General features: G+C 64.3%; 19 protein-coding genes. 1 reads left to right on the top strand and 18 read right to left on the bottom strand.

All coding sequences use genetic code 11. The annotated features are described in order from the left end of the window. Positions 1-38: 38 nt before the first annotated feature. Positions 39-533 (top strand): DciA family protein, encoded by a 495-nt coding sequence (locus NCR35_RS13300; RefSeq protein WP_248320540.1) that lies wholly within the window; start codon positions 39-41, stop codon positions 531-533. 47 nt (positions 534-580) lie between these two features. On the opposite strand, the gene lpxC is transcribed toward NCR35_RS13300, so the two are convergent. The 18 genes from lpxC to coq7 all read right to left on the bottom strand — a co-directional run bounded on the left by lpxC (position 581) and on the right by coq7 (position 20,994). Then, positions 581-1,498, bottom strand: a complete 918-nt coding sequence (gene lpxC, locus NCR35_RS13305; RefSeq protein ID WP_175945173.1) for a UDP-3-O-acyl-N-acetylglucosamine deacetylase — start codon at positions 1,496-1,498, stop codon at positions 581-583. Positions 1,499-1,761: 263 nt separating this feature from the next. Continuing rightward, positions 1,762-2,265, bottom strand: a complete 504-nt coding sequence (locus tag NCR35_RS13310) for a peroxiredoxin (RefSeq protein WP_206467070.1) — start codon at positions 2,263-2,265, stop codon at positions 1,762-1,764. Between the two features lie 264 nt (positions 2,266-2,529). Continuing rightward, the gene (ftsZ, locus tag NCR35_RS13315; RefSeq protein WP_175945177.1) at positions 2,530-3,726 is read right to left on the bottom strand and encodes a cell division protein FtsZ; all 1,197 of its coding nucleotides are present in this window, start codon (positions 3,724-3,726) and stop codon (positions 2,530-2,532) included. A gap of 143 nt (positions 3,727-3,869) precedes the next feature. Further along, on the bottom strand, positions 3,870-5,102 hold the full coding sequence (ftsA, locus tag NCR35_RS13320; protein ID WP_159837031.1) for a cell division protein FtsA: 1,233 nt from the start codon (positions 5,100-5,102) through the stop codon (positions 3,870-3,872). Positions 5,103-5,128: 26 nt separating this feature from the next. Next, the gene (locus tag NCR35_RS13325) at positions 5,129-5,881 is read right to left on the bottom strand and encodes a cell division protein FtsQ/DivIB (RefSeq protein ID WP_244847283.1); all 753 of its coding nucleotides are present in this window, start codon (positions 5,879-5,881) and stop codon (positions 5,129-5,131) included. A 12-nt stretch (positions 5,882-5,893) separates the two neighbouring features. Continuing rightward, positions 5,894-6,835 carry a D-alanine--D-alanine ligase gene (locus tag NCR35_RS13330; protein WP_250534732.1) on the bottom strand — a complete coding sequence of 314 codons (942 nt, stop codon included), beginning with the start codon at positions 6,833-6,835 and terminating at the stop codon, positions 5,894-5,896. A 32-nt stretch (positions 6,836-6,867) separates the two neighbouring features. Beyond that, entirely contained in the window at positions 6,868-8,262 is a 1,395-nt protein-coding gene (gene murC / locus NCR35_RS13335) for a UDP-N-acetylmuramate--L-alanine ligase (RefSeq protein WP_248320541.1), read from the bottom strand. 3 nt (positions 8,263-8,265) lie between these two features. Continuing rightward, positions 8,266-9,381 (bottom strand): undecaprenyldiphospho-muramoylpentapeptide beta-N-acetylglucosaminyltransferase, encoded by a 1,116-nt coding sequence (gene murG, locus NCR35_RS13340; RefSeq protein WP_250534691.1) that lies wholly within the window; start codon positions 9,379-9,381, stop codon positions 8,266-8,268. Then, positions 9,378-10,640, bottom strand: coding sequence for a putative lipid II flippase FtsW (ftsW, locus tag NCR35_RS13345; RefSeq protein ID WP_250534692.1), 1,263 nt, complete (start codon positions 10,638-10,640; stop codon positions 9,378-9,380). The genes murG and ftsW overlap by 4 nt, the downstream gene beginning before the upstream one ends. Then, a complete protein-coding gene (gene murD / locus NCR35_RS13350) occupies positions 10,637-12,148 on the bottom strand; it encodes a UDP-N-acetylmuramoyl-L-alanine--D-glutamate ligase (protein WP_250534693.1) in 1,512 nt (503 codons plus the stop codon). Before murD ends, ftsW begins: the two co-directional genes overlap by 4 nt. Positions 12,149-12,193: 45 nt before the next feature. After that, complete coding sequence (mraY, locus tag NCR35_RS13355; RefSeq protein ID WP_244847288.1) at positions 12,194-13,363, bottom strand: phospho-N-acetylmuramoyl-pentapeptide-transferase; 1,170 nt, start codon at positions 13,361-13,363, stop codon at positions 12,194-12,196. A 23-nt stretch (positions 13,364-13,386) separates the two neighbouring features. Continuing rightward, complete coding sequence (locus tag NCR35_RS13360; protein WP_250534694.1) at positions 13,387-14,817, bottom strand: UDP-N-acetylmuramoyl-tripeptide--D-alanyl-D-alanine ligase; 1,431 nt, start codon at positions 14,815-14,817, stop codon at positions 13,387-13,389. Beyond that, positions 14,814-16,355, bottom strand: coding sequence for a UDP-N-acetylmuramoyl-L-alanyl-D-glutamate--2,6-diaminopimelate ligase (locus NCR35_RS13365; RefSeq protein ID WP_250534695.1), 1,542 nt, complete (start codon positions 16,353-16,355; stop codon positions 14,814-14,816). Before NCR35_RS13365 ends, NCR35_RS13360 begins: the two co-directional genes overlap by 4 nt. Continuing rightward, a complete protein-coding gene (locus tag NCR35_RS13370) occupies positions 16,352-18,214 on the bottom strand; it encodes a peptidoglycan D,D-transpeptidase FtsI family protein (protein ID WP_250534696.1) in 1,863 nt (620 codons plus the stop codon). The genes NCR35_RS13365 and NCR35_RS13370 overlap by 4 nt, the downstream gene beginning before the upstream one ends. After that, positions 18,211-18,555, bottom strand: a complete 345-nt coding sequence (gene ftsL, locus NCR35_RS13375) for a cell division protein FtsL (protein ID WP_244847292.1) — start codon at positions 18,553-18,555, stop codon at positions 18,211-18,213. Before ftsL ends, NCR35_RS13370 begins: the two co-directional genes overlap by 4 nt. Next, positions 18,552-19,505 (bottom strand): 16S rRNA (cytosine(1402)-N(4))-methyltransferase RsmH, encoded by a 954-nt coding sequence (rsmH, locus tag NCR35_RS13380; RefSeq protein ID WP_244847293.1) that lies wholly within the window; start codon positions 19,503-19,505, stop codon positions 18,552-18,554. Before rsmH ends, ftsL begins: the two co-directional genes overlap by 4 nt. Before the next feature lie 16 nt (positions 19,506-19,521). Beyond that, complete coding sequence (gene mraZ, locus NCR35_RS13385; RefSeq protein ID WP_040050492.1) at positions 19,522-19,950, bottom strand: division/cell wall cluster transcriptional repressor MraZ; 429 nt, start codon at positions 19,948-19,950, stop codon at positions 19,522-19,524. Between the two features lie 390 nt (positions 19,951-20,340). Further along, positions 20,341-20,994 (bottom strand): 2-polyprenyl-3-methyl-6-methoxy-1,4-benzoquinone monooxygenase, encoded by a 654-nt coding sequence (gene coq7 / locus NCR35_RS13390; RefSeq protein WP_244847294.1) that lies wholly within the window; start codon positions 20,992-20,994, stop codon positions 20,341-20,343. Between the last annotated feature and the right edge of the window lie 219 nt (positions 20,995-21,213).

The raw sequence follows: 21,213 nt of genomic DNA on the forward strand, positions 1-21,213 counted from the left end.
CAATCGAGCGGTCGCATCAGGCGTCCGCTGATTAAAAAATGAGCCGCTTTTCTACAAATTCAAGGTCTGCGCCGGGGCGGTTCGATCCGCGCCGTCCGCAAGCCCTGGCCGACGTGCTGGACAGAACCGACGCGTTCCGCGCCCTGCGCGCGGGCGTCGAGCAAGTGGCGGCGCTCCAGCGCGATCTGACCGCGCTTCTGCCCGACTATCTCGCGGCGAACGTCGAGCCCGGCTTCATCAAGGACGGCGTGCTCGCGCTTTTCGCCGCGCACAATGCACTCGCCGCGCGCTTGCGGCATATCGAGCCGCGGCTTCTGTCGGATCTTCAGCAGCGCGGCTGGGCGGTGGATTCGCTCAAAATCCGCGTGCGTCCCCAGTCGATGAAGGAAGCGCCGCCACCGAAGCAGGCGCGCATGTCCGCGGCGGGCGCGTCCGCGCTGCACGACCTCGCCGAGACGCTCGCGCCTTCGCCGCTACAGGAAGCGCTCGCGCGCATGGCGGCGCGTCACCAGGGGCGCGGGCAAAAAAAATGAGCGGCGCTTTCGCTGCCGCTCACCTTTGTCCTGCTTCTTGCCGATGATCAGGCAAACGCCGTCTGCGTATCGAATGCGAAACCGCGCGGCGCTTTCTGCGTGTCCTCGAACGTGACGATTTCGAACGCCTCTTCGTTCGCGAGCAGTTCGCGCAGCAGCATGTTGTTCATCGCGTGACCGCCCTTGTACGCCGTGTACGACGCGAGCAGCGGATGCCCCACGACGTACAGATCGCCGATGGCGTCGAGCATCTTGTGCTTCACGAACTCGTCGTCGTAGCGCAGGCCGTCGTTGTTCAAAATGCGGTACTCGTCGAGCACGATGGCGTTGTCCATGCTGCCCCCGCGCGCGAGACCCAGCTCGCGCATCATTTCCACTTCATGCGCGAAACCGAACGTGCGAGCGCGAGCAATCTCGCGCACATACGACGTGGTCGCGAAATCGACTTCCAGCGCCTGACCCGTCTTGTCGACGGCCGGATGGCGGAAATCGATGGTAAAGCTCAGTTTGAAGCCGAAATACGGTTCGAGACGCGCGAATTTATCGCCATCGCGCACTTCGACAGGCTTCTTCACCTTGATGAATTTCTTCGGCGCGTTCTGCTCTTCGATACCCGCCGACTGAATGAGAAACACGAACGAAGACGCGCTGCCGTCCATGATCGGAATTTCCTCGGCGGTGACATCGACGTACAGATTGTCGATGCCCAGGCCCGCGCACGCCGACATCAGGTGCTCGATGGTCGACACACGCGCGCCGTCCTTTTGCAGCACGGACGCGAGCCGCGTGTCGCCAATCGCCATGGCGGACGCGGGGATGTCGACCGGCTGCGGCAGGTCGATCCGAGAAAACACGATGCCCGTTCCAACCGGTGCCGGGCGCAGCGTCAGATCGACCTTGCGGCCGGAATGAAGCCCGATTCCCACGGTTTTGACGACGGTCTTGATTGTTCGCTGCTTCAACATGATCTTTTTCCGATAGCAATTCCCAATAAAGAGAATTAATCGTTCATTAAATTCTAATAGACCGAAGTATACTCCATTCGGAGTAAGTCGTCCCAAACGAAGAGGTATCAACTGTTTCCCTGTGTTACGCCGCGACGCAGGGCCAGTCAAGTAGAACGGGCCGATGGCCGGAATGGAGGCATTTCCGGTCATCGGCCCCAAGTTGTCGCCGAATGCGAGGGCGTCTTCCAGCGTTGTACAAAGACAACGCGACGCCGCTGCGCTCAGCGCAACGTCGCCAGAATGCTGCGAGCGTCGCTGACTTCGAACTTTCCGGGCGCTTCGACAGCGAGCGTCTTGACCACGCCGTTGTCGACCACCATCGCGTAACGCTGGGAACGGATTCCCATGCCACGCTCGGATAAATCCTGATCCAGTCCGAGTGCCTGAGTGAAACGCGCACTGCCGTCCGCCATCATCCTTACCTTGCCCGCGGCTTGGAGATCGCGTCCCCACGCGTTCATGACGAACGCGTCGTTGACGGAAACGCACCAGATTTCGTCGATGCCGGCGGCCCGAAACTCATCCGCCGCCTCGACATAACCCGGCACGTGTCTGGCGGAACACGTCGGCGTGAACGCGCCCGGCAATCCGAAGATCACCACGCGCTTGCCGGCGGTCCGCTCGCGCACCGCGAACCCATTCGGTCCCACGGCACAGCCCTCGCTCGCCACTTCGATAAACTCGAAGAGACGCGCATCGGGCAACGTTTCACCCACTTCGATCATGCTCGGTCCTTCCCTCGTCAGTGCTCGAACTTCCTTGCGATTGCATCGTCCCGCAGTCTCGCCTCGCGCTTGATCGACGATTCAGGTTTCATTTGCTCGTCGGCAAATTCGTGGAGGTCGGCTGGCCACGGCCTGGCGTCTGATGCTGACGCGGCCTTGGACAGTCGCCCCACGCGAAACCTGCTTCGCCGTCTCATGCTCGGCGCGTGCCTGCGGTGGCTGCATTGCTCTTGCCAGCTAGCGAGCAACGAGCACGGCGCGGCTTCAGTCCGCTTGCTTGCGCAGGAACGCCGGGATGTCGTACGTATCGACGCCCTTTTCCTGCAATGCCTGCACGTGCGATGCCGCCGTTTCGCGCGACGAACGCCACACAGCCGGCGTATCCAGCGAACCGTAATCCGTTGCCTGACCGTGCTGCGGCGCGTACGTGTTGTGCGACGCGTGCGCGACCGGCTGGTTATCGGTGCCCGTGCGCAGGAGCGTCATCGGCGCTTGCTGCTGCTTCTTCGCCGCGCGGCCGAGGCCCGTTGCGACCACCGTCACGCGCAGGGCGTCGCCCATTGCGTCGTCGTACACCGCGCCGAAGATCACGGTTGCGTCGTCGGCGGCGTAGCTCTTGATGGTGTTCATCACTTCGCGCGTTTCCGACAGACGCAGCGAACGGCTCGACGTGATGTTGACCAGCACGCCACGCGCACCCGACAGATCGACGCCTTCGAGCAGCGGGCTCGCCACCGCTTGTTCAGCCGCAAGACGCGCGCGATCGACGCCGGCGACGGTCGCCGTGCCCATCATCGCCTTGCCCTGCTCGCCCATCACGGTCTTCACGTCTTCGAAGTCGACGTTCACGAGACCGTCGACGTTGATGATTTCCGCGATGCCCGCGACAGCGTTGTTCAGCACGTCATCCGCGCACTGGAAGCACTTGTCCATCTCGGCGTCGTCGCCCATCACCTCGAAGAGCTTGTCGTTCAGCACGACGATCAGCGAATCGACGTGATCCTCCAGTTGCTGCGAGCCGGCTTCCGCCACGCGCATGCGGCGGCCGCCTTCGAATTCGAACGGCTTGCTCACGACGCCGACCGTCAGAATGCCCATTTCCTTCGCGATCTGCGCGACCACAGGCGCGGCGCCCGTGCCCGTGCCGCCACCCATGCCCGCGGTGATGAACACCATGTGCGCGCCGCGCAGCGCATCGGCGATACGCTCGCGCGCATCTTCAGCCGCTTCCTTGCCCTTCTCCGGCTTGGCGCCCGCGCCAAGACCGGTCATGCCCAACTGCAACACTTGCGGCGCGCGCGAACGTGCGAGCGCCTGTGCGTCGGTGTTCATCACGATGAAGTCGACGCCCTGCACACCCCGGTTGATCATGTGCTGAACGGCATTGCCGCCCGCACCACCAACTCCGACCACCTTGATGATCGTTCCGTTGGTTTCCGTTTCCAGCATTTCGAAATCCATGTTGCCTCCGTCAAGAATGAAGATCGGCGTTATCCGGAGAGAGATCGGGCAACCTCTCGCCGCGCGCTAGCCGCCGGTACCGGCGCGAATTATATTCATTACTTAAATACGTTTGTTTCGTACTGCTCTGTTCCGCGCAAGCTTCAGAAGTTTCCGAGGAACCAGTCTTTCATTCGTGTGAGCACTTGCCCCATCGATCCGTTCTGCACCGCGACCTTGCGACCGCGCATGCGCTGCGAGCGTCCTTCGGCGAGCAGGCCCATCGCGGTCGAATAGCGCGGGTTGCGCACGACATCCGCGAGACCGCCGGCGTACTCGGGCACGCCGATGCGCACCGGCTTCAGGAAGATGTCTTCCCCGAGTTCCACCATGCCGGGCATCATCGCCGCGCCGCCGGTCAGCACGACGCCGCTCGACAGCAACTCTTCGTAGCCGGATTCGCGCACGACCTGCTGCACGAGCGAGAACAGCTCCTCGACGCGCGGCTCGACCACCGCCGCCAGCGCCTGACGCGACAGCGTGCGCGGACCGCGTTCGCCGAGACCCGGCACTTCGATCATCTCGTCCGGGTCCGCGAGCGCCTGCTTCGCGATGCCGTACGTCACCTTGATGTCTTCCGCGTCGGGCGTCGGCGTGCGCAGCGCCATAGCGACGTCGCTCGTGATCTGATCGCCGGCAATCGGGATCACCGCCGTATGACGGATCGCGCCTTCGCTGAATATGGCGATGTCGGTCGTGCCGCCGCCGATATCGACGAGCACGACGCCCAGTTCCTTTTCGTCCTCGGTCAGCACCGCGAGCGACGACGCGAGCGGCTGCAAGATGAGGTCGTTCACTTCGAGCCCGCAGCGGCGCACGCACTTCACGATGTTCTGCGCCGCGCTCACCGCGCCCGTGACGATATGCACCTTCACTTCGAGGCGAATGCCGCTCATGCCGATCGGCTCGCGCACGTCTTCCTGACCGTCGATGATGAATTCCTGCGTCAGGATGTGCAGCACCTGCTGATCGGTCGGAATGTTGATCGCCTTGGCCGTTTCGATCACGCGGGCGACGTCCGTCTGCGTGACTTCCTTGTCCTTGATCGCGACCATGCCGCTCGAATTGAAGCTGCGGATATGGCTGCCCGCAATGCCGGTGAAGACGTTCGTGATCTTGCAATCCGCCATCAGCTCGGCTTCTTCAAGCGCGCGCTGAATGGATTGCACCGTTGCCTCGATGTTGACCACGACGCCTTTTTTCAACCCCTTCGAGTCGCTCTGACCGAGTCCGATCACCTCGTAGTGGCCTTCGCCCTTCAATTCGGCGACGATCGCGACCACCTTCGACGTACCTATGTCGAGGGAAACCAGCAGGTCTTTGTAGTCTTTGCTCATAGCGTGCTCATGCCTGTGATGTCTGCTTACTTCTTGGCCTTGTCGGTGTCGTTGATGAAGCGCATGCCGGCGGCGCGTATCGCGAAGCCGTTGGGATAACGCAAATCCGCATATTCGATGTCCTTGCCCCACCGCCCCGTGACCGCTGCCCACGACGCGACGAAGCGCTTGCAACGGTCATCGAGCGTGTCCTGATTACGCTCGCGGCCCAGTTCGATCTGCGTGCCGTTCGAGAGCTTCACGGTCCACGCGAAACGCGGCGACAGCGTGACTTCCTCGGGCTGCGCGTCGAGCGGCGCGAACCACTTCTGGAAGTCGTGATACCGCGCGACCACTTCCTTCGCCGTGCCTTCCGGACCGTCGAACGCGGGAAGGTCGTCGTCCAGTTCGCCCTGATTCGCGGTGAAGAGCTCGCCGTCCACGCTGACCAACTGATCGCTGCCCCACGTGCCGAGCGGCTTGTACTCCTCCAGCGTCACGGCGATCGCGTTCGGCCACACGCGACGCACGCTCGCGCGGCGCACCCACGGCATCTGTTCGAACGCGGTGCGCGCGGTGTCGAGATCGACGGTGAAGAAGTTGCCCTTCAGGTGCCCCACGACGCTCGCGCGCACCGTCGGCGAATTGATGTGCGTCGTGTCGCCGTCGATCTGAATCTCGCGCAGCCGGAACTCGGGACGCTGGATCGCGTAGACGCCCGCCGCGCACAGCAGCATCAACACGAGCATGGCGTTGAGCGCGCTGGCGGCGAGATTCATCTGGCGAACGTTGTTCCACATGGTTGCGCTTCGTCAGTTCTTGAGGGTGAGAGACAGCACCTTCACAACCAGATCCTTGTAGCTGATGCCGACCGCACGCGCCGCTTTCGGCGGCAGCGAGTGATCCGTCATGCCCGGCGCGGTGTTCACTTCCAGGAAGTACGGGTTGCCGTCCGCGTCCAGCATGAAATCGGCGCGGCCCCAGTCCGTGCAGCCGAGCATGTCGAAGGCGCGCTGCGTGAGTTGCTTCATGCGCGCTTCTTCGGCGTCCGTGAGACCGCAGGGAATCAGATACTTCGTGTCGTCGGCGACGTACTTCGCGTGGTAGTCGTAGAACTCGCCCGCCGGCACGATCTTGATGACCGGCAGGTCCAGATCGCCCGCGATGCAGCACGTGTACTCGCCGCCGCCTTCGATGCTCTGCTCGACGATCACGATCTTGTCGAACTTCGCGGCTTCTTCCAGCGCCGGCGCAAGCCGTTCTGCGCTCTTCACTTTGATGACCGCGACGCTCGAGCCTTCGCTCGCCGGCTTCACGAAGAGCGGCAGCCCCAGCTTCGCGATGATTTCCTGCGCGCGCCCGGCGTAGTCGTCGCCGCGATAGACGGTTTCGAACGGCGGCGTCGGAATGCCGGTCTGCTGCCACACGAGCTTGGTGCGCAGCTTGTCCATGCCGAGCGCCGAGCCGAGCACGCCGCTGCCCGTATAGCGAATGCCGTAGAAATCCAGCGCGCCTTGCAACTGGCCGTTCTCGCCATAGCCGCCGTGCAGCGCGATGAACGCGCGCTCGAAGCCTTCCGCCTTCAGATCCGACAGCGGGCGTTCGGCGGGATCGAACGGATGCGCGTCGACGCCCGCCTCTCGCAGCCCTTCCAGCACGAGGCGGCCCGAATTGAGCGAGACTTCGCGCTCGGCGGAATTCCCGCCGAGAAGCACCGCCACTTTGCCGAAGACCTTCGGATCGATGTTGTTCACTGTGTTACTCATGACGTCGTTTGTTGCTGTCTTCACTGCGGCTGGCTCTGCGCGAGCCGTCCGCATACACCGCCGATGGAGCCCGCGCCCATGGTGATCACCACGTCGCCGTTGCGCGCGAGCGTCGTCACGGCGTCCGGCACTTCATCCACCGTTTCGACGAACACCGGCTCCACCTTGCCCGCGACGCGGATCGCGCGTGCGAGCGCGCGGCCGTCGGCGGCGACGATCGGCGCTTCGCCTGCGGCATAAACATCGGTGAGAACGAGCGCGTCCACGGTGGAGAGCACCTTCACGAAATCTTCGAAGCAGTCGCGCGTGCGCGTGTAGCGATGCGGCTGGAACGCGAGCACGAGACGCCGGTCCGGGAACGCGCCGCGCGCCGCCGCGATGGTCGCGGCCATTTCCACCGGGTGATGCCCGTAGTCGTCGATCAGCGTGTACGCGCCTTCGTTGTCGTTCGTCTTCACGTCGCCGTAGCGCTGGAAGCGCCGGCCGACACCGTTGAATTCGGCGAGCGCCCGCTGGATATCGGCATCCGCCACTTCGAGTTCAGTCGCAATTGCAATGGCCGCCAGCGCGTTCTGCACGTTGTGCAAGCCCGGCAGGTTCAACACGATGTCGAGCGGCGGCGCATCTTCGCGCATGGCCGTGAAATGCATGCGGCCGTCGCGCGCCTCCACGTTCACCGCGCGCACCTGCGCGTCCGCGCCGATGCCATAGCGGATGATCGGCTTCGAGACGAACGGCAGAATCTCGCGCACGTTCGGGTCGTCGACGCACAGCACGGCGATGCCGTAGAAAGGCAGCCGGTGCGTGAATTCGATGAACGCCTGCTTGAGCCGCGCGAAGTCGTGGCCGTAGGTGTCCATGTGATCGGCGTCGATGTTCGTGATGACTTCGATCACCGGGAAAAGATTGAGGAACGACGCATCCGATTCATCGGCTTCCGCGACGATGAAATCGCCGGTGCCGAGCCGCGCGTTCGCGCCCGCGCTGATGAGACGCCCGCCGATCACGAACGTCGGATCGAGCCCGCCCGCGGCCAGCACGCTCGCGACGAGCGATGTCGTCGTGGTCTTGCCGTGCGTGCCGGCAATGGCGATGCCCTGCTTCAGCCGCATGAGTTCCGCGAGCATGACGGCGCGCGGCACGATCGGCACGCGCCGGTGGCGCGCGGCCAGCACTTCGGGATTGTCGGGACGCACGGCCGTCGATACGACGACCGCATTCGCGCCTTCGATGTTCTGCTCGTTGTGCCCGATCTCGACGCGCGCACCCAGTGCCTTCAGCCGCTCGGTGACGGCGTTCTTCGAGAGGTCCGAGCCGCTGACCTGATAGCCGAGATTCAGCAGCACTTCCGCGATGCCGCTCATCCCTGCTCCGCCGATGCCGACGAAGTGAATGTGCTTGACGATGTGTTTCATGACTTAATGTGCCTCCCGAGCTTGGCGGGTAAGACGCGCGCCGGCGACGTCGGCGCACACGGCCGCGACCCGTTCGGTCGCGTCCGGTTTCGCCAGGGCGCGCGAGCGTGCGGCCATCTCCGCCAGCGTGTCGCGCGTCTGCGCACGCAACCAGCCGGCGAGCTTTTCCGCCGACAAGTCGCGTTGTTGAATCAATTCCGCTGCGCCGTTCTTCGCGAGGAACGCGCCGTTGGTCGTCTGGTGGTCGTCGACGGCGAACGGGAACGGCACGAAGAGCGCCGCCACGCCGACCGCCGCGATCTCCGACACCGTCATTGCGCCCGAGCGGCAAATCACGAGATCGGCGGATGCGTACGCGCTCGCCATGTCCTCGATGAACGGCACGAGCTGCAAATCCTCGCCGCGCGAAAGACCGGCCGCCGCGTAGTTCGCCTGCAATGCTTCGATATGCTTCGCGCCCGCCTGATGCACGATGCGCGGGCGCTCATCCGGCGCGAGCAGCGCGAGCGCCTTCGGCACCGTTTCGTTGAGCGCGGCCGCACCCAGACTTCCGCCGACGACGAGCACGTTCAGCTTGCCCGTGCGCGACGCGTAGCGTTCTTTGGGCGGCAATGTCGACGTAAGTTCCGCGCGAATGGGATTCCCGGTCCATTCGGCATTCGGCAGAGCATTGGGAAACGCGACGAGCACGCGCTTCGCGAGATGCGCGAGCACCTTGTTGGCAAGACCCGCGATGGAGTTCTGCTCGTGCAGCACGAGCGGGCAGCCCGCGAGCTTCGTCATGATGCCCGCCGGAAACGTGATGTAGCCGCCCATGCCGAGCACCACGTCGGGCTTCACCTGACGCAGCACGCGCAGACTTTGCGAGCACGCGCGCATGAGATTCACCGGCAGCATCAGCTTCGTCTTGATGCCCTTGCCGCGCACGCCGCCGAAGCGCACGCATTCCATCGGGATGCCGTGCTTCGGGACGAGCGTCGCTTCCATGCCGCTCGCGTTGCCGAGCCAGACGACGCGCCAGCCGCGCGCCTGCATCCAGTGCGCGACCGCGAGCCCCGGAAACACGTGGCCGCCGGTGCCGCCCGCCATGACCATCAGCGTGGGGCGTTGCGCGCTCATACTTTGCCTCCGCGCATGAGCACGCGATTTTCGTAATCGACGCGCAGCAGCACCGCGAGCGCGACGCAGTTCAGCAAGATGCCCGAGCCGCCGTAGCTGACGAGCGGCAGCGTCAGGCCCTTGGTCGGCAGAAGACCGAGGTTCACGCCCATATTGATGAACGTCTGCGCACCGAACCAAATGCCGACGCCCTTCGCCATCAGACCCGCGAACGTGCGATCCAGCGCCAATGCCTGGCGGCCGATTTCGAAGGCGCGGCGCACGATCCAGTAGAACAGCAGAATCACGCAGATGACGCCGACGAAACCGAGTTCCTCGCCGATCACCGCGAGAATGAAGTCGGTATGCGCTTCGGGCAGATAGTTGAGCTTCTCGACGCTGCCGCCGAGACCGACGCCGAACCATTCGCCGCGCCCGAACGCGATCAGCGAATGCGTCAGCTGATACGCCTTGCCCTGCGCGTAGCGGTCGTCCCACGGATCGAGATAAGCGAAGATGCGCTCGCGACGCCACGGCGAGAGCCACACGAGCATCGTGAACGTGCCGACCGCCGTGAGCACCAGCCCGCCGAAGAGCTTGCCGTTCACGCCGCCGAGGAACAGCACGCCCATCGCAATGGCGGCGATCACCATGAACGCGCCCATGTCCGGTTCCAGCAGCAACAGCGCGCCGACCGCGCCGACCGCCACGGCCATCGGCAAGAAGCCCTTGCCGAAGCTGTGCATGAACTCTTGCTTGCGCACCGTGTAGTTCGCGGCGTAGATGGTCACCGCGAGCTTCATGATTTCGGACGGCTGCATGTTCGTGATGCCGAGCGGAATCCAGCGGCGCGCGCCGTTCACGCCCTTGCCGATATGCGGAATCAGCACGATGACGAGCATCACCAGCGCGACGAGAAAGAGCTTCGGCGCGAGCTTGTCCCAGGTCTTCACCGGAATCTTGAACGCGATGACCGCGCCGACGAGCGCCGTCGAAACGGAAATGAGGTGCCGCACGAGGAAGTGGTAGTCGCGGTACTGCGCGTACTTGGGCGAATCCGGCATGGCGATGGACGCGGAATACACCATCACGATGCCGAGCCCGAGCAACGCGATCGTCACCCACAAGAGCGAGTGATCGTAGTCGAGCATGCGCGAGCGCGCGGGGCGCACGCCGTTGACCGCGCTCGAAATGCCGCCCGAGCGCCCGGCGAGCGAATCGTTCGGAACCGCGTTCCGCTGCCCGGTGATTTTCGATCCGAAGCGGTCCGACCAGCTCATAGCATCACTCCCCGCGCGGCGGCGATATCTTCGACCGCGCTGCGAAACACGTCGGCGCGGTGTGCGTAGTTCCTGAACATGTCGAGGCTCGCGCACGCGGGCGACAGCAACACGGCGTCGCCCGGCTCGGCGATGCGCGATGCCGCCTCGGTCGCGGCTTCGAGCGTGGCGTGATCTTCGAGCGCGACGCCGGTGGATGCGAGCGTCTCGCGGATGCGCGGCGCGTCGCGGCCGATCAGCATCACGGCACGCGCCCAGCGCGCAACCGGCGCTTCGAGCGGCGAGAAGTCCTGACCTTTGCCGTCGCCGCCTGCGATCAGCACGACGCGCTGCGCGAGGCCATCGAGCGCGGCGACCGTCGCGCCGACGTTGGTGCCCTTACTGTCGTCCACGTAATCGACGCCGTCGATCTGCGCGATCACTTCCACGCGATGCGGTTCGCCGCGATACTCGCGCAAGCCGTGCAAGAGCGCGGCTAGCGGCAAGTCGATCGCGCGCGCGAGCGCGAGCGCCGCGAGCGCATTGGCCGCATTGTGCAGGCCGCGAATGCGCAGCGCGTCCGACGGCATCAGCCGCTTCGCAACGACGTTCGGCGCGGCGACATCCTGCTTGCGGCGGCGCGACGGCGCGGGCTCGTCGGCGGCGTCGCGGTCGATGCCTTGCGCGAGCCACGCAATGCCGTTGTCGCGCAACAGGCCGTAGTCGTCCACCTTAGACGGCTCATCCAGCCCGAACGTCACCACGCGGTCCTGCGCGACGTTCGCGGCGAGCGCCATCGTGCGGGCGTCGTCGCGATTCAGCACGCGCACCGTGCGCGGACCGAAGATGCGGCCCTTCGCGGCGGCGTAGGCGTCCAGGCCGCCGTGCCAGTCGAGATGGTCCTGCGTGATGTTGAGCACGGCGGCCGCATCCGGTGCGAAGCTGTGCGATGTTTCCAGCTGGAAGCTGGAGAGTTCGAGCACCCAGACGTCCGGCAGCGCGGTTTGATCGATCGCTTCGGCGAGCTTGTCGAGCATCGCCGGGCTGATGTTGCCCGCGACCGCCACGCGCTTGCCCGCGCGTTCGCACAGAAGACCGGTGAGCGCGGTGGTCGTCGTCTTGCCGTTGGTGCCGGTTATCGCGAGCACCTTCGGCTCGTAACCGTTCACGGCAAGACCGGCGAGCGCCTGCGCGAACAGTTCGAGTTCGCCCCACACCGGAATGCCGCGCTCCTTCGCCGCCGCGATCAGCGGCGCGAGGTCCGGCGCGAGCGGCGAAAGTCCGGGGCTGATGGCAAGCAGTTCCATGCCGCCATCGAGCAGTTCGGTCGTGAACGCGCCGCCGACGAACTCCGCGTCGATGTTGTGAATCACCAGTTCCGACAGATTCGGCGGGTTCTCGCGCGTATCGGCGATCCGCAGCCGGCACCCGTGCCTGGCGCACCAGCGCGCCATCGCGAGGCCGGATTCACCGAGCCCCAGCACGAGCACCATCGGACTTTGCCGACCGGAAAACTTCTCGCCAAACATCGCTTTACCCTTTCCTGAAACCGAAGAAACCGCAGACGTGCACGATCAACGCAGCTTGAGCGTCGACAAGCCGAAGAGACACAACATCAACGTGATGATCCAGAAGCGCACCACCACTTGCGTTTCCGTCCAGCCGGACAGTTCGTAGTGGTGATGGAGCGGCGCCATCTTGAAGAAGCGACGGCCTTCTCCGTAACGGCGCTTCGTGAACTTGAACCAGAAGACTTGCAACATGACGGAGAGCGTTTCCGCCACGAAAATGCCGCCCATGATGAACAGCACGATCTCCTGACGAACGATGACCGCGATGGTGCCAAGCGCGCCGCCGAGCGCGAGCGCGCCAACATCGCCCATGAAGACTTGCGCGGGATGCGTGTTGTACCAGAGGAACGCGAGGCCCGCCCCGCCCATCGCCGAGCAGAAGATCAGCAGTTCGCCCGCGCCGGGAATGTGCGGAAAGAGCAGGTACTTCGAATACACCGAACTACCCATGACGTACGCGAACGCGCCGAGCGACGCGCCTACCAGCACGACCGGCATGATGACGAGACCGTCGAGACCATCGGTGAGGTTCACGGCATTGCTCGATCCGACGATCACGAAGTACGTCATCGCGATGAAGCCCCACACGCCGAGCGGATACGTGATCGACTTGAGGAACGGCAACATGAGGTCGGCGCGCGCGGGTAGGCCCATCGAGAGGCCGCTGCGCACCCACGCCATGAAGAGATCGAACACGCGCGTGTTGCTCGCCTCGGACACGCTGAACGCGAGATACACAGCCGCGAACAGGCCGATGACCGACTGCCAGAAATACTTTTCGCGCGACGACATGCCACGCGGGTCCTTGTGCACGACCTTGCGATAGTCGTCCACCCAGCCGATCACGCCATAGCCGAACGTGACGAGCATCACGATCCACACGAAGCGGTTCGTGAGATCGGCCCAGAGAAGCGTGGAAACCGCGATGCCCATGAGAATCAGCACGCCGCCCATCGTCGGCGTGCCCGACTTGACGAGGTGCGTTTGCGGGCCGTCCTTGCGCACCGCCTGACCGACTTTCATCGCGGTCAGCTTGCGGATGACCCACGGGCCGCAGAAGAGACCGATCAAAAGCGCCGTCGCGGTGGCGCCCACCGCGCGGAACGTAATGTAGGTGAACACGCGCATGAAGCTGGCGTCATTCTGAAGCCATTGCGCGAGTGCGAGTAGCATGCTGGTCCTTCTCTTTCTGTGAGTCAGTGTGCAGCGGGCGCATGGCCCGCCGCGGGTTGTTGTGGGCTCGTCAGGGCGTCCACCACGCGCTCCATCTTCATGAAGCGCGACCCTTTCGCGAGATACGTTGCGCCGGGTCCGAACCCGGCTTGCTGAAGAGCGTCGATAAGCGCGGCCACGTCGTCGAAATGAACGGCGGTCTGCTTCGACGCCGCCGCGCGAAATGCGTTCACCGAATCGCGGCTGGCGTCGCCGAGCGCGAACAACCCGTCGATGCCGCGTTCGGCCGCATACGCGCCGACTTCGCGATGAAACGCCGGCCCTTCTTCACCGACTTCACCCATGTCGCCCATCACGAGCACGCGCGGCGCGGCCTGCGCGGCGAGCACGTCGATGGCGGCGCGCATGGAATCGGGATTGGAGTTGTACGTGTCGTCGATGATGGTCGCGCCCGCGAGCGCGCCCGTCACCGCGCGCTTCACCTGCAAGCGGCCCTTCACCGGCTGAAACGCTTCGAGGCCGCGCTTGATGACGTCGAGCGATACGCCCGCCGCCAGCGCGGCGGCCGTGGCCGCGAGCGCATTGCGCGCGTTGTGTTCGCCGAGCACGTTGAGCGCGATGTCGACGCGCCCTTGCGGCGCGCGGACGTGAACCGTCGCGCCGTCGACCGTGCCGGTGACTGCGGCCTTCGATTCATCGTCCGTCAGCGCGAAATCCATGATCGGATTGCCCGTGGCCGCCACGCGCCAGATGCTCGCGTAGTGGTCGTCGGCGGGAAACACGGCCGTGCCCGTTTCGCCGAGCGCATGAATGACGGACGCATGTTCGAGCGCGACGGCCTCGACGGTGGCCATGAACTCCTGATGCTCACGCTGCGCGTTGTTCACAACGGCGACCGTCGGCGCAGCGATCTTGCCGAGCGCATCCGTCTCGCCGGGATGATTCATGCCGAGCTCGACCACCGCCAGCCGATGCGCCGCGTTCAGGCGAAACAGCGTGAGCGGCAGGCCGATGTCGTTGTTGAAGTTGCCCGCGGTCGCGAGGCGCGCGTCTTCGCCCACTGCCGCCGCGAAGATCGACGCGATCATCTCCTTGACCGTCGTCTTGCCGTTGCTGCCAGTGACGGCGACGAGCGGCATGGTGAACCGCTCGCGCCAGCCGTGCGCCAGCGCACCGAGCGCCGCACGCGTGTCCTTTACCTTGATGACTGGCAGCGGCCAGGCATCGGAATTGCGCACATTGCGCGAGACGAGCGCGGCGGCCGCGCCGCTCTTCGCCACTTGATCGAGGAAGTCATGCGCATCGAAGCGATCGCCCTTCACCGCGACGAACAGATCGCCCGCCTGCACGGCGCGGCTGTCGGTCACGACGCGTTCGATGGCGATTGCTTCGTCGCCCTGAAAGACCGCGCCGGGAATCAGCGCGGCAGCTTCGCGCAAGGTGAACATCGTCATTCGCCGCCTCCGCGTTGTTGCGTGGCGCGTGCGGCAAGCGCGAGGCGCGCGTGATCCTGATCCGAGAACGCGCGCTTTTTGCCCATGATTTCCTGCGTGGCCTCGTGTCCTTTGCCGGCGAGCAGTACGACATCTTCCCGCGCCGCCGAGCGCAGCGCCTGCAAAATGGCGCTCGCGCGATCCTCGATGCGCCGTGCGTTCGCCGCGTGCTTCATGCCGGCGGCAATCTGGTCGATGATGGCGAGCGGATCTTCGCTGCGCGGATTGTCGCTCGTGATGACGACCTGGTCCGCGAGACGCTCGGCGATTTCGCCCATCAGCGGACGCTTGGTGGCGTCGCGATTGCCGCCGCAGCCGAACATGCAGACGAGCTCGCCGCCGCGTGCGGCAGCGATCGGGCGCAGCGCAGCGAGCGTTTTTTCGAGCGCGTCGGGCGTGTGTGCGTAGTCGATCACGACGAGCGGCTCATCGTTTTGCAGCCGGCCGCCGAGACGCTCCATTCGGCCGTTGACCGATTCGAGCTTCGAGATTCGCGTGAGCGCGGCATCGAACGGAACGCCGACTTCCAGCAGCACGCCGAGCACCGCGAGCAGATTGCTCACGTTGAACGCGCCGAGCGTGTTCACTTCGACTTCGGCTTCGCCCCAATCGGACGAAAGATGAAACGCCGTGCCCGTGGCGGTTGCGCGCACGTGGCTCGCGAGCAGCACGGCGTCGGCGCTCGGCGGGGCATCGGCCGGCATGTCGACGGCGTACGCAATCGTGCGAACTTTGCCGCGCAGCGATTCGATGAGGCGCTGACCGGCGGCATCGTCGCGATTGACGATGGCCGTTTTCAGCGACGGCCACGCGAAAAGACGCGCTTTCGCGGCTTCGTAAGCCTCGAAGGTGCCGTGATAGTCGAGATGATCCTGCGTGAGATTCGTGAAGATGGCGATGTCGAAGTCCGTGCCGTTCACGCGCCCCTGATGCAGCGCATGCGACGAGACTTCCATCGCGACGGCCTCCGCGCCTTGCGCCTTCAGTTGCGCGAGGCTGCGCTGAAGCTGCGGCGCATCCGGCGTTGTGAAGCCCGTGGACGCGAGCTTGCCCGGCATGCCGATGCCGAGCGTGCCGATGATCGCGCACGGCCGACCGAGCGCGGTCAGCGCCGTGGCGATCCACTGGCTGCACGAGGTCTTGCCGTTGGTGCCCGTCACGCCGACGGTGAGCATCGACGCGCTCGGCTCGCCGTACCACGCGGACGCGATAGGACCGGCGAGTTCGTTGAGCGCGGGCACGGCGAGCGCCTTCGAAGCGTCCGGCTGTCCCGCGAAGTTCTCCGGCTGATACAGCGCGGCAGCCGCGCCCGCGCCGAGCGCCGCGTCGAGATACGGCCGGTTGTCCGCGCCGTCGACGGCGTACGCCAGGAACACGTCGCCGCTTTTCAGCGAGCGCGTGTCGGCGTGCAACTGGGCCTCCGGCCGCGCATGCGCGCGCAGCCATTGAACGGCATGTGAAACGTCCTTCTGCATCTTGCTCTGACGGGGCGCGCTCATCGCACGACTCCCGGATGTGTCTTCGTGTTGCTCGACACGGCGACCTTCTTCGCCGTGTTGGCGTTGTTCGAACCGTTCGCGCTCGCGGGGTGCGCGGACGCTTGCGCGGCGGAATTCGATTCGTCCGTCACGACCATTTGCTTGACCGGCATGTCCGGCGGCACGTTCAGCGCGCGCAGCGTATCGCCGACGATGCCCGAGAACACCGGCCCCGATACCTGTCCGCCGAAGTGGCTGCCCGCGGTCGGTTCGTCGACCGATACGGCCACCACGATGCGCGGATTGGGCATCGGCGCCATGCCGACGAACGACGCGCGGTACTTCGAATGATCGTAGCCGCGGCCCGCGTGCTTGTACGCCGTGCCGCTCTTGCCGCCGACGCGATAGCCCGGCACCGCCGCATCCGGCGATGTGCCGTTCTTCGACACGACCGTCTCGAGCATGGCGCGAACCTCGCGCGCGGTGGTCGGCGAGAAGACCTGCTGGCCCGCCGGCGGCTGCTCGCCCGGCGTGCGGAAAATCGATACGGGCAGAATCATGCCGTCATGCGCGATAGCGGTGTACGCGCGAGCCAGCTGGAACAGCGACGCCGACAAGCCGTAGCCATAAGACATGGTCGCCTGCTCGATGCGCCGCCAGCTTTTCCACGGCCGCAAGCGTCCGGTGACGGCGCCCGGAAAGCCGACTTTCGGCGCCTGACCGAGACCCAGGCTCGTGTACATGTTCCACATTTCCTCGGGCCGCAATTGCATCGCAATTTTGGTGGCGCCGATATTGCTCGACTTCTGAATCACGCCGCCGACGGTGAGCGTGCCGAAACCGGAGTCGTCCGTGATGCGCGCGCCGTCCAGCACGAACACGCCGCCGCCCGTTTCGACGAGCGTATTCGGCGTCACGCGATGCAGATCGAGCGCGAGCGAAACGGTGAACGGCTTCATGATCGAGCCCGGCTCGAAAGTGTCCGTCAGAATGCGGTTGCGCAACTGCTCGCCGGTCATGCGCGAGCGGTCGTTCGGGTTGTAGGTGGGATAGTTGACGAGCGCGAGCACTTCGCCCGTCTTCACGTCGATCACCATCGCAGCGCCGGCCTTCGCCTTCGTCTTTTCGACGGCCGCTTTCAGGTCCGTGTACGCGATGTACTGAATCTTGCTGTCGATCGAAAGCTCGACGTCCTGGCCGTTATGCGGCACGACCTGTTCGTCGACGTCCTCGACGATATGTCCCATCCGGTCCTTGATGACGCGACGCATGCCCGGCGTGCCGGCCAGCACGCTCTGGTCGCCGAGTTCGACGCCTTCCTGGCCCTTGTCTTCAATATTAGTAAAGCCGATCAGGTGCGCAGTGATTTCGCCTTCCGGATAGAAGCGCTTGTATTCGCCGCGCGAATAGATGCCCGGAATGTCCAGCGCCGCCACCTTCTGCGCGACTTCGAGCGGAACCTGACGCTTCACGTAGACGAAGGTCTTGTCCATCGACAGCTTCGCGCGCAGGTCCTTCTGCGTCATGTCGAGCAGCTTCGCGAGTTCGGCGAGCTTGTCCGCGCCGAGATCGTTCGGGACGGCTTCGGGAATCGCCCAAATTGCTTTCACGGGCAGGCTCGTCGCGAGCACGAGGCCGTTGCGGTCACGGATCTGGCCGCGCGTGGCGGGCATTTCCAGCGTGCGCTGATAGCGGCTTTCGCCCTGCTTCTTGAAGAAAGCGTTGCCCGGGCCCTGAATCCAGAAGGCGCGCGCGGCCAGCGCGACGAACGCCATGAACAGCAGGAACACGACGAACTTCGAGCGCCACATGGGCAGGCGCACGGCAAGAATCGGGTTCGGCGTGTAGGCGACGTCCTTCTGCTTCGCGGATTTTTTCATCGTTTGACTCCGCGTGCGGACGGCGCCGAGGCGGGCAACGGCGGCGGCATGGGTGCATCGGCGGCCTTCGCGGTCGCCGGGTCGTAGGTCAGGTATTGCGTGCGGCCGGTTGTTGCGGGCTGCATCTTCAGTGAGTTAGTGGCCAACTGCTCGATGCGCGAAGTCTTCGACAATGCGCTCTGCTGATACTGGAACTGCGCGTAATCCTGCTGAAGCTGGCGCTCCTGCGACTGCGCCCGCTGCAATTCGATGAACACCTGCCGCTGCTTGTTCGTGGCGCTGACGACCGACAGCGCGCACCCGAGCACGACGATCAGGAGAAAAATGTTGAGACGGTTCATGGCGCGATGCGCTCCGCGATACGCATGACCGCGGACCGGGCGCGCGGGTTGTCGGCAACTTCGGCATCGCTCGGAAACACGCGGCCGACGATCCGCAGAGGCGGACTCGGCAGATCGACCGCGCGGATCGGCAAACGACGGTCCACCGCTGGCGCGCTGGATTGCGCCTGCATGAACCGCTTGACGATCCGGTCTTCGAGCGAATGAAAGCTGATCACGACCAGCCGCCCCCCTTGCTCCAACAACGAAAGTGCCGATTCAAGAACTACTTGCAGCTCCGCAAGCTCTTGATTGATGTGAATCCGTATAGCCTGAAAGGTGCGAGTTGCCGGGTCCTTGCCCTTTTCACGGGTCTTGACGACGTGACCCACGATTTCGGCAAGCTCGCGCGTGCTGACGAGAGGCCCAAGACGGTCGGACTCTGCCCTGCGAGCAACAAGCGCCTTTGCAATCTGAAAAGCAAACCGTTCTTCCCCATAATCTCTGATCACCTCCGTCATTTCCTGCACCGTGGCCCGCGCGAGCCACTCGGCCGCCGACTCGCCGCGAGTCGGGTCCATCCTCATGTCGAGCGGACCTTCCGCGCGGAAACTAAAACCGCGCTCGGGGTCGTCCACCTGCGGCGACGACACCCCGAGGTCCAGCAACACGCCCGACACCCGTTCTATCCCGCGCTCCGTCGCCGCGCTTCGCAACGCGGCGAAGCTGTCATGCACGATCGAAAAGCGCGGATCCTGAATCTGTTGCGCCGTAGCGATGGCGAGCGGGTCCTTGTCGAACGCGATCAGCCGCCCTGCTTCGCCCAGCCGCTGCAATACCGCCCGGCTATGACCGCCGCGCCCGAAGGTGCCATCTATATAGATACCGTCGGCGCGCGTGATCAGTCCGTCTACCGCTTCCTTGAGCAGCACCGTGCGATGCTGCAAGTCATTTCCCATCGCAGGTGCCATGTTTTTCAGCGCCGCGTCAGAAAGTGAAGTTCTTCAGCGCTTCGGGCATGCCCTGCGCCATGGCTGCGGCTTCCTTCGCCGCGTACGTCTGCGAGTCCCACAATTCGAAGTGAGCACCCATGCCGAGCAGCGTCACTTCTTTTTCGAGCGAAGCGGCAGCACGAAGCTCGGGCGAGACCAGCACGCGCCCGGCGGTATCGAGTTCGACATCCATTGCGTTACCGAGGAAAATGCGCCGCCACCACATGGCTTCCATGGGAAGCGCGGCAACCTTGGCGCGAAAGACTTCCCACTCCGGGCGAGGAAACAGCAACAGGCATCCATCCGGGCTCTTCGTGAGCGTCACCCGGCCTTCTGCCTGCCCTTGCAGCGCCTCCCGATAGCGGGACGGAACCGACATCCGCCCTTTCGCATCGAGCGTCAGCGCCGACGCCCCTTGGAACACTCGCCCTTCTCCCCGTTTGTCGCTGCCTGACTGTCGATGCCCACCGACACGCCGCGCATGCCTTGAAACTGCCGAAAAGTAGTCGCCGGATCACACAAACAACCACTTTCTCACACTGTCTCCCACTTTAGAGGAACGGATTTCCTCGGTCAAGACGCGCGGCTTTTTTTCGGGGAGCTTTTACTCGCTGAAACAAGGACTTAGCGAACGGACTTATTGCCAGGAGGAAGGGGAAAATCGTTTGAAATTAGAGAACTAGTGCGGGAAGCGAACGTAAAGTATGAACATCCGCGCCGCAGACGTGTGAAATGTAACGGTTTCCGCGAGCGCTCGCGGGCGCTCGACAGGTTGCATTGTTCATACAAAGCGCCTCGCGCGACACTTTGGCGCCTATACGTAGTATGCGGTGCGCGTCATCACCTTCGCCGCCGCTCGCATCACGAGACGGACTGGAAACGGCATCTCCGATCCACCCGCGCCGATGGCGGCTGCTGCGTGCGCGCTTTCGTCCTGCCGCATCTGTTCGACGATCGCGCGAGAAGCGTAGTCGGTAGCAGGCAGCGTTTTCATGTGGCCGTCGAGATGCTGCTCGACCTGGCGCTCGGTTTCCGCCATGAAGCCGAGGCTCGCGCGGTCGCCGAAGCGGCCCGCGACGAACCCGATGGCGAGCGCCCCCGCATACCACAGCGGATTGAGAAGGCTCGGGCGCGAGTCGAGGTCTTTGAGACGCTGTGACGTCCATGCGAGGTGATCTTCCTCTTCGCGGGCGGCCTGCTCGAAGCTCGCCTTCAAGCCCGGCGATTGAGTCGCGAGCTTTTGCGCCTGATAAAGCGCCTGCGCGCAGACTTCGCCTACATGATTCACACGCATCAGACCGGCCGAATGAGCCTTCTCTTCGTCCGTGAGCTGCGGCGCATCAGCGACCACGCCGCCCTCCACGAGAACCGGCATGTTCGATTGCGGTACAGGCCGCGACATGCGGCTTACTCCGGTCATGGAACGCAGGCCGCGATCGAACTCGCCAATGATTTCGTCGAGCGTCATGTTCTCACCTCGTTGTTGATGTCATCGTTTCGCGCAACGTCGTACAGGACAGTTAGCAATCCCTATTCTCCCCGGTCAGACATGCGAAAACGGCCGTCGGCGAGCGCCATTTTTTGTAATTAGGGCAAACACGACTCGCAAAACTGCTGCAAAACCAGGATTTTAGCGCATGTTGCGTAAACGTCACACGTAGCCGCGGGCGCGGTCCCTTTTCCTTTG

Origin of the sequence: Caballeronia sp. AZ10_KS36 (genome assembly GCF_023631105.1) — a bacterium.
Classification (GTDB): Bacteria; Pseudomonadota; Gammaproteobacteria; order Burkholderiales; family Burkholderiaceae; genus Caballeronia.